This window comes from Bordetella petrii (assembly GCF_020991325.1).
GTDB lineage: Bacteria > Pseudomonadota > Gammaproteobacteria > Burkholderiales > Burkholderiaceae_B > Bordetella_A > Bordetella_A petrii_E.
The window spans coordinates 1-8,272 of record NZ_JAJMLX010000212.1 but is presented as its reverse complement, the minus strand read 5'-3'; the positions used below and the strand labels follow the sequence as shown (position 1 = coordinate 8,272).

7 protein-coding genes, 1 tRNA gene and 1 pseudogene are annotated in these 8,272 nt (G+C 65.9%); 5 read left to right on the top strand and 4 right to left on the bottom strand.

The window, feature by feature from the left end; genetic code table 11:
* Nucleotides 1-64: 64 nt before the first annotated feature.
* Nucleotides 65-553: pseudogene (locus LPZ50_RS18280) on the bottom strand (IclR family transcriptional regulator); the annotation flags it as partial.
* A gap of 72 nt (nt 554-625) precedes the next feature.
* Between LPZ50_RS18280 and LPZ50_RS18275 the strand changes: the two are divergent.
* The 3 genes from LPZ50_RS18275 (at nt 626) to LPZ50_RS18265 (ending at nt 2,999) form a co-directional block, all read left to right on the top strand.
* The gene (locus tag LPZ50_RS18275; RefSeq protein WP_230663364.1) at nt 626-1,783 is read left to right on the top strand and encodes a fumarylacetoacetate hydrolase family protein; all 1,158 of its coding nucleotides are present in this window, start codon (nt 626-628) and stop codon (nt 1,781-1,783) included.
* 134 nt (nt 1,784-1,917) lie between these two features.
* Entirely contained in the window at nt 1,918-2,883 is a 966-nt protein-coding gene (locus LPZ50_RS18270; protein WP_230663362.1) for a polyprenyl synthetase family protein, read from the top strand.
* Nucleotides 2,884-2,922: 39 nt separating this feature from the next.
* Nucleotides 2,923-2,999: transfer RNA gene (locus LPZ50_RS18265), tRNA-Pro, on the top strand.
* A 235-nt stretch (nt 3,000-3,234) separates the two neighbouring features.
* Here LPZ50_RS18265 and LPZ50_RS18260 read toward each other — a convergent pair.
* The gene (locus tag LPZ50_RS18260; RefSeq protein WP_230663360.1) at nt 3,235-3,927 is read right to left on the bottom strand and encodes a GntR family transcriptional regulator; all 693 of its coding nucleotides are present in this window, start codon (nt 3,925-3,927) and stop codon (nt 3,235-3,237) included.
* 259 nt (nt 3,928-4,186) lie between these two features.
* On the opposite strand from LPZ50_RS18260, the gene LPZ50_RS18255 reads away from it, so the two are divergent.
* Nucleotides 4,187-5,089 carry a dihydrodipicolinate synthase family protein gene (locus LPZ50_RS18255; protein WP_230663356.1) on the top strand — a complete coding sequence of 301 codons (903 nt, stop codon included), beginning with the start codon at nt 4,187-4,189 and terminating at the stop codon, nt 5,087-5,089.
* 78 nt (nt 5,090-5,167) lie between these two features.
* Nucleotides 5,168-6,121, top strand: coding sequence for a tripartite tricarboxylate transporter substrate binding protein (locus tag LPZ50_RS18250; RefSeq protein ID WP_230663354.1), 954 nt, complete (start codon nt 5,168-5,170; stop codon nt 6,119-6,121).
* 29 nt (nt 6,122-6,150) lie between these two features.
* On the opposite strand, the gene LPZ50_RS18245 is transcribed toward LPZ50_RS18250, so the two are convergent.
* Together LPZ50_RS18245 and LPZ50_RS18240 are read right to left on the bottom strand one after the other, a co-directional pair.
* Nucleotides 6,151-7,362 (bottom strand): FAD-dependent monooxygenase, encoded by a 1,212-nt coding sequence (locus LPZ50_RS18245; protein WP_230663352.1) that lies wholly within the window; start codon nt 7,360-7,362, stop codon nt 6,151-6,153.
* Between the two features lie 37 nt (nt 7,363-7,399).
* Nucleotides 7,400-8,272 (bottom strand): Bug family tripartite tricarboxylate transporter substrate binding protein (locus LPZ50_RS18240; protein WP_230663350.1); only part of this gene is annotated, 873 nt, incomplete at its 5' end.

Here is an 8,272-nt window from a genome sequence, read left to right as displayed (position 1 = left end):
GAATCCTCACCATCCCACCCGCCAAGACCAGCAAACCCCAAGTCTGCTACCTCAACGAAGTCGAAACAGCAGCACTCCTGGCAGCGCCGGCCACCAAAACATGGGCCGGCAGGCGCGACCCCAGTTCCGACACCAGGCGCACGGGCCGGTGCGCGTCTTCGCGGGCCAGGTAGACCACGTCGGCACCGTCCAGCGCCGCCAGCTGCATGACCTCGTTGTGCCGTTCGACGAATTCGCTGGCCGCTGCCCGGAACGCGGCCTGCAGGCCATCGTGCCGCAGGTAGGCCGTTCCCAGCGCCATGAGTTCCAGCCCGATCACATAGCCATCGCCCGCGCGGTCGATCCAGCGGCGCTGCGCCAGCGTGTCCAGCAACAGGTACAGGGAACTGCGCGGCATGGCGCAGGCGCGCGCCAGGTCGGCGGCCGTCAGCGGGCCGCGCTGGCCGGCTAGCGCGCGCAGGATGTCATGGGCGCGGCGGATGGCGGGGACTTCATAGCCGGGGTGGGGCATGGTTGTCCAATATATTGGAATGAAGATCATTATATTGGACATGACCTGGATGTCTTCCTAGACTAGGCCGTGCTGAATCGGGACGGTGTCGCGTCCCGCGCCACGGAGACATGCATGACTGCCCTGAATGACCTGCCCGAAGACCTGGACCGCGCCCTGCTGGTGGGCCGCGTGTGGTGCCCGGCCCCCATCGATGGCCCCTGCGTGGTGGCGGTGCGGCAGGGCCGGGTCATCGATCTGACCGCCCTGGCCCCCACGGTGGCCGACCTGCTGGACCACCCCGACCGCCTTGCCATTGCCCGCGACGGCGGTGGTCCGGACCTGGGTCCGGTGGCCGCTGTGGTGGCGCGCACCATGGCGGGCAACACGGCCGAAGGGCCCACGCTGCTGGCCCCCTGCGACCTGCAGCCCGTCAAGGCCGCCGGCGTTACCTTCGCCGTCAGCCTGCTGGAACGCCTGATCGAGGAACAGGCAGGCGGCGACGCCAGCAAGGCCGAGGAAGTACGGGCGCGTATCCATCGCCTGATCGGTTCCGATCTGTCCCAATTGCGGCCGGGCTCGCCCCAGGCCATGGCCCTGAAGGCCGAGCTGCAGGCGCGCGGCCAATGGTCGCAGTACCTGGAAGTGGGCATCGGCCCCGATGCCGAAGTGTTTTCCAAGGCGCCGCCCATGGCGTCCGTGGGGACGGGCGCCTGGGTGGGCTTGCTGCCCGAGTCGGAATGGAACAACCCCGAGCCCGAGATCGTGCTGGCCGTGGACAGCCGCGGCCAGGCCGTGGGCGCCACGCTGGGCAACGACGTCAATTTGCGCGACGTGGAGGGCCGTAGCGCGCTGTTGCTGACCAAGGCCAAGGACAACAACGGGTCGTGCGCCATCGGCCCCTTCGTGCGCCTGTTCGATGAGCACTACACCATCGACGACGTGCGCCAGGCCGACGTGTCGCTGCATATCGAAGGCGAAGATGGCTTTACCCTGGACGGTGTCAGCCACATGCGCGAGATCAGCCGCGACCCGCTGGACCTGGTGGGCCAGGCCTGCGGGCAACACCAGTATCCGGACGGATTCATGCTGTTCCTGGGCACCATGTTCTCGCCCACGCAAGATCGGGCGGGGCAGGGCAGCGGTTTCACGCACCGGCAGGGCGACGTGGTGCGCATCGCGTCAGCCCGCCTGGGCGCGCTGGTCAACCGGGTGGGGCTGACGGACGCCATTCCCCCCTGGACCTTCGGCGTGCGCGCGCTGTACTCCAACTTGCGCCAACGGGGCCTTTGACAGGGCGCGGGGCACCGGACCGGCAGCCCGGACCCCGTATAATTCGCCAGACCCCGGAAGGCCGGTGCGGCATGGCCGAGCCGGCATACCGACGCGCCTTGGGTCGGCACGCCTTGTAATCTGCCGGACACGTCTTGAATCTTCCTGAGCTGATCGCCCCTATTGCCGATGACATGAAGGCCGTCGACGCGGTTATCCGCGGACGCCTGGATTCGGAAGTTGTACTTATCCGGACGATTGCCGACTACATCATCGGCGCCGGCGGCAAGCGCATGCGCCCCGCCATGGTGCTGATGATGTCGCGCGCGCTGGGCTACCAGGGCGACCACCACCGCTTGCTGGCCGCCGTGGTCGAATTCATCCACACCGCCACGCTGCTGCACGACGACGTGGTGGATGAATCCGACCTGCGCCGCGGCCGCGAAACCGCCAACGCCATGTTCGGCAACGCCGCCAGCGTGCTGGTGGGCGACTACCTGTATTCGCGCTCGTTCGAAATGATGGTCGAGGCCGGGTCCATGCGCATCATGCAGATCCTGTCCGAGGCCACCACCATCATCGCCGAAGGCGAAGTGCTGCAACTGCTGAACGTGCACGACCCCGACGTGTCGCAAGACCGCTACCTGCAGGTAGTGCGCTACAAAACCGCCAAGCTGTTCGAGGCCGCCGCCCAGGTGGGCGCCGTGTTGGCGGGCGCCACGCCCCAGCAGGAAGAAGCCGCCGCCGCCTACGGCCGCCACATCGGCACCGCCTTCCAGTTGGTGGACGATGTGCTGGACTACAGCGGCGATGCCCTTGCGCTGGGTAAGAACGTGGGCGACGACCTGCGCGAAGGCAAACCCACGCTGCCGCTGATCCGCGTCATGGAAACCGGCACGCCCGCGCAGCGCGAACTCATCCGCAACGCCATCCAGACGGGCGACGCCGACTTCGCCGCCGTGGCCCAGGCCATCCAGGCCACCGACGCGCTGGAACACGCGCGCCAGGCCGCCCTGGCCGAAGCGGAAGCGGCCCGGCAGGCCCTGGCCGGGTTCCCCATTTCCGTTTATCAGAAATCCCTGTTAGAATTTTGCGCTTTCGCGGTCAATCGTGATCGTTGAGAAAAGCGGTGAAAGCCAGGCTGCCAAGCCTGGGCAAACCGGGGCGTAGCTCAGCCTGGTAGAGTACTGCGTTCGGGACGCAGGAGTCGGAGGTTCGAATCCTCTCGCCCCGACCATTCATTTGGTCGAATTCCTGGGTGGTGTACCGGCACCATTCACAAAAAAGCCAGCATGCAAATGCTGGCTTTTTTGCGTCATGCCCGCCGCGTGTCATCGCCCCGCGCCAATTCCGCGCCATGCACATGCTCCATGGCGGTTACCGTGCTGACACACAACGCTGGTCACGGAATCTCCGTCGAACCATGTGTCCCAGGATTCGCCGGTGGCGGTTTCCCGCGCGGATTCCGCGGTTTACTTCGTAAGCAGCCGGTCGACGATCGCCAGGATCTGTTCGGCGGCTTTTTCGATATGCGCTTCCAGGGCGGCCTCGGCCTGGTCGACCGCGCGCTGGCGGCATAGGTCGATCAGGGCCATATGCTCTTCGTGTGCCTGTTGCCGGATCGGGGCGTTCACCACCTGGAAACGGAAGTAGCGTTCGGATTTTTCGTGCAGGGTGCGCACGATGTTCAGCGCCGCCGGCCGCTGCGCCGGCCGGTAAAGGTGTTCATGCAACTGCCAGTTAAGGCTGCCCCAGCGTTGGGGTTCGGCCGTATCCATCTGGCGCACGATGTTTTCCGCGCTATCCAGCTCAGCTTTGCTGGCCAGGGGAATCGCCTCGCGGAAAATCCAGGGTTCCAGCCGGCGGCGGATATCGAAGAATTCCTCGACTTCGGCGCGGGAGATCATCGAGACAAACGCGCCCCGGTGCGGAATCGTGTCCACAAAGCCCTCCGCGCTCAGCAGGCGCAAGGCTTCGCGAACGGGAATCCGGCTGACCCCCAGTTCTTCGCCTAGCAGTTCCTGCCGCAAGGGGGCGCCGGGGGAAAGATCGCCGGAAAGAATGCGGTCGCGCAGCGCGTCCAGCACCAGCTCCGTCGTGGTTTTCCGCAAGATCTTGCGGGGAGAATCAGTGCCGGTGCGGGGAAGGGGCGAAGGGGATGTCATGGGCGCAACGTGGTCGTAAGCGGTGTCGCTAGGGTAAGCCCGTAGAGACGGGAAAGGTCGTCGATGCTGTAATAATTATATTGGATCCAAGATCCGACTGCCAAAGCACCTGTTCATGCGGCGTTGTAGGGAATACCAGCCTGGGCTGGATTTTTTATCAGACTCTATTTTGGATCCAATATAAAGTAGCCGATATGAGTTGCGACGGGCGTTGCACTCAGCGGCGGTTTGCCGAACCCTTCCTGACAGGAAAACGATCATGACGATTCAATGGCAAGGCGTGTTTCCCGCCGTGACCACCAAGCTCAAGCCCGATTTCACTCTGGATCTGGATGCGATCCGCGCCGGCCTGGAGCGCCTGGTTGAAAACGGCGTAGCCGGCGTGGTGATGATGGGAATGGTGGGCGAGAACGCGCAGTTGTCGGCCGACGAGAAGCTGACGGTGCTGCGCACCGCCAAAGAAACCCTCAAGGGGCGCGTGCCGCTCGTGTCTGGCCTGGGCGAAACCAGTACCGAGAAAGCCGTTGCCTACGCCAGGCAAGCCGAGGACATCGGGGTGGACGGCCTGATGGTGTTTCCAGGGCTGACCTACAAGTCGGATGCCCGCGAAACGATACGCTTCTACAAAGACGTGGCGCGGGCGTCGAAGCTGGAGATTCTGCTTTACAACAACCCGCGTGGCTACGGCGTGGACTTGACCCCGGACGTGGTGGCGGAACTGATGGACGAGCCTACCATCGTCGCCCTCAAGGAAGAGTCGTACGACACGACCCGCGTCACCGACCTGATCTCGCGCTTCGGCGACCGCCTGAATGTCGTGTGCGGGGTCGATGACCTGATCCTGGAAAGCGCCGCGCTTGGCGTGAAAGCCTGGGTGTCCGGCATGGCCAACGCCCTGCCCAGGGAATCGGTGGCCTTGCTGGACCTGGCCGTCAAGGGCGACTTCGTCCGGGCACGCGAACTGTACGCCGCACTGACGCCGCTGTTCCACCTGGACACCGTGGTGAAACTGGTGCAGCACATCAAGCTGGCCGAACACATCATCACGGGGTCGGCCGAGACGGTGAAACCGCCGCGCCTGAACCTGGAAGGCCCGGAACGCGAGCAGACCATCGCCATTACCAAGAAGACCCTTGCCGACCTCAAGGCGCTGGGAGCCTGATCCGTCGACAGGGCCGAGGCATGGCCGCGGCCCTGTCATGAATGCCTATGCAGCATATTGACCGAAGGGGAATCCGACATGAAGATCGTAAATACAGTAGTGGTGAGCGCCGCCTTGGCGGTGTTGTCCGGCGCCTGCCTTGCCGACGCCTACCCGACCCGGCCCATCGAGATGGTGGTGGCCTATCAGCCCGGCGGCGGCAGCGACAACACGGCCCGCGCGATCGCCGAGAATGCCAAGGCATACTTTCCGCAATCCATCATGGTGATCAACAAGCCCGGCGCCAGCGGTTCCATCGGCTGGTCGTACGTGGCGGCCGGCCAGCCGGACGGCTATAAAGTCCTGCTGATGAACCCGGAGATGCTGGTCGTGCCGCTGATGGGCATCGGCAAGACCACGATCGGCGATTTCCAGCCGATCGCCCGTTTCACCGACGACCCCAGCGCCATCACCGTGCGTGCCGACGCTCCCTGGAAAACCATCGAGGAATTCATTGCCGATGCGAAGGCGCACCCCGAAAAAGTCACCATCAGCAATGCCGGCAACGGCACGATTCCCCATATGGCCGCCGCGGCGCTGGGCGAGAGCGTAGGGGCATCATTCACGCACGTTCCGTATCAGGGGTCGGCGCCCGCCATCATGGGCTTGCTGGCGGGCGACGTACAGGCGACCACCGTGGCGTACGCCGAGTTGAAGCAGCACGTCGAAAGCGGCAAGCTGCGCACTTTGGCGGTGATGTCGGCCGCGCGCATCGACACCCTGCCCGAGGTTCCCACCTTCAAGGAACGCGGCCACGATCTGCAGTTCAGCGTGTGGCGCGGAATCGGCATGCCCAAGGGAGCGCCCAAGGAAGCGCTGGACAAATGGCGCGAGGCCGCCAGGAAAGTATATGCATCCGAGGTTTTCCAGACGACCGTCGTGAAGCAGAACTTGACCCTGGCCTGGGCGGATACGCCGGAGTTCGCGGCGGACATCGCGCGGCAGGACGCGGCGTTCAAGGAACTGGTTCCCAAGCTGAACCTGAGGCAGTAGGGCGGCCGGTTCCTGCCGGTGCGCGTCCGCTATGCCACGACCGGCTGGGCATCGACATCGTAGGTGAACAGCCACTCATAGCGTTCGCGCACCCGGGCCTCGCTCCATTCCTTTTCGACATACGCCGCCGCGCCGGCGGCGTGCGCCAGCTCCGGATTATGAAAGCGCCTGGCGTTCTCGGCCGAGCCGCGTACCACGCGGGCGGTGCGTTCGGTGCGCAGGCCCTGGTAGCGCAGTAGCGCCTGGCCCGGGTCGCCGGAAAGTTCGTGCAGGCAGCGCGCCAGGATGTAGCCGTCTTCGATGGCCATGGCCGCGCCCGAGGCCAGCATGGGCAGGGTGGGATGGCAGGCATCGCCCAGCAGGGTAATGCGCCCGCGCGTCCATTGCGACAAGGGCTCGCGCAGCATCAGCGCCCACTTGAAGGGCATATCCAGCGCGTGGATCAAGGTTTGCACGTCGTCGTGCCAGCCGGCGAAATCGCTGGCGCATTCCTCGATGGAGCCTTGCTGCGTCCAGGATTCCACCTGCCAGTCGTCGCGTTCCAGAATGCCCACGAAGTTCACCAGTTCGCCGTGGCGCAAGGGGTAATGGATAACGTGGGAGCCGGGCCCTACCCAGTTCACGGCATACGGCTCGCGCAAATGCGCAGGCAGGCGGTCGGCGGGGATAACGCCGCGCCATGCCAGCGCGCCCGAGAAACTGGGTTGGTCCTGGCCGTGCAGTTCGGCGCGCACGCGCGAATGCACGCCGTCTGCGCCCACCAGTATTTCTGCGTGGCGTGTGCTGCCGTCGGCCAGCGTGGCCGTGACGCCCGTGGCATCCTGCGATACCGCCTCTACGCGCGCGTTCAGCTCGATGGCGTCCGGGTCGCGTGCCTGCACCGCGTCGACCAGCACGCGGTGCAGGTCGGCTCGGTAAATGGTCAGGTACGGGTAGCCATAGCGCTCGACCGACTGCGCGCCCAGGTCGAACAGCGGCCAGGTCTGGCCGCTGTTCCACAGGCGGATCCGCTTGCCCGCGGCCGGGCTGGCGACGCGCTCCAGCGCCTGGCCCAGGCCCAGCCGAAAAAGCGCGCGGTTGGCATTGGCGCTGAGCTGGATACCCGCGCCCAGTTCCCGCAATTGCGCCGCCTGTTCCAGCACGCGCACGCGGTAGCCGCGCGCTTGCAGGGCCAGGGCGGCAGTCAGGCCGCCCAGGCCGGCGCCGGCGATCAGGACCTGAGGGGAAGAAACGTTGGGCATCGTAGAGTGTCCTTCTTGATGATGGGGCCGGAGGCCGTTACTGGGGCTTGACGCCGGCGCTGCGAACCACGTCCGTCCATTTGTCCAGGTCGTTGCGTATGGCCTGGGCGTAGGCTTGGGGCGTGCCGCCCACAGGTTCCAGGCCTTGCGCCTGCAACTGCTCGATCACGCCGGGATCCCTGGCGGCGGCGGCCAGGGCATCGGTAAGCGCCTGCACCGCCGGGGCCGGCGTGCCGGCAGGCGCCAGCAGGCCGAACCACGAATAGGCCTCGAAGGGCTTGCCCAGCACTTCCGACACGGTGGGCACGTCCGGCAGGCCGCCATAGCGCTGGCTGCCGGTTACGGCGTAGGCGCGCAGTTTGCCCGCGCGGATCTGCGGGGTCAGCAGGGTGACGGTGTCGAACAGCAGGTCGACCTGGCCGCTCATGACATCGGTAAGGGCGGGCGCACCGCCGCGGTAGGGCACGTGCAGCATCGGCATGCCCGACTCGCTCTTGAACAGCTCGGCGGTCAGGTGGCCGATGGAGCCAGTGCCGGCCGACGCCACGGTCAGGTCGTGGTTCTCGGCATAGGCCTGCAGTTCGCCCAGGTTCTTGGGCGGCAGTTCCTCGCGGCTGACCAATATCAGCGGCCCGCGCACCGCCATGCCGATGGGGGTGAAGGATTCCACCGGGTCATACTGCAGGTTGTTGTACAGGGCCGGCGCCACCACGATGCTGCTGGTGCCGCCCCACAGCAACGTGTAGCCGTCGGGCTTCTCGCGCGTGACCGCCGCGGTGCCGACGCTGCCGCCGGCCCCGGCGCGGTTCTCGACGATGAGCGGCTGGCCCAGGGCCTGGGCCATGGCCTTGCTGAACAGGCGTGCGCTGGTGTCGGTGGGCCCGCCTGGCGGAAAGGGCACGACCAGGGT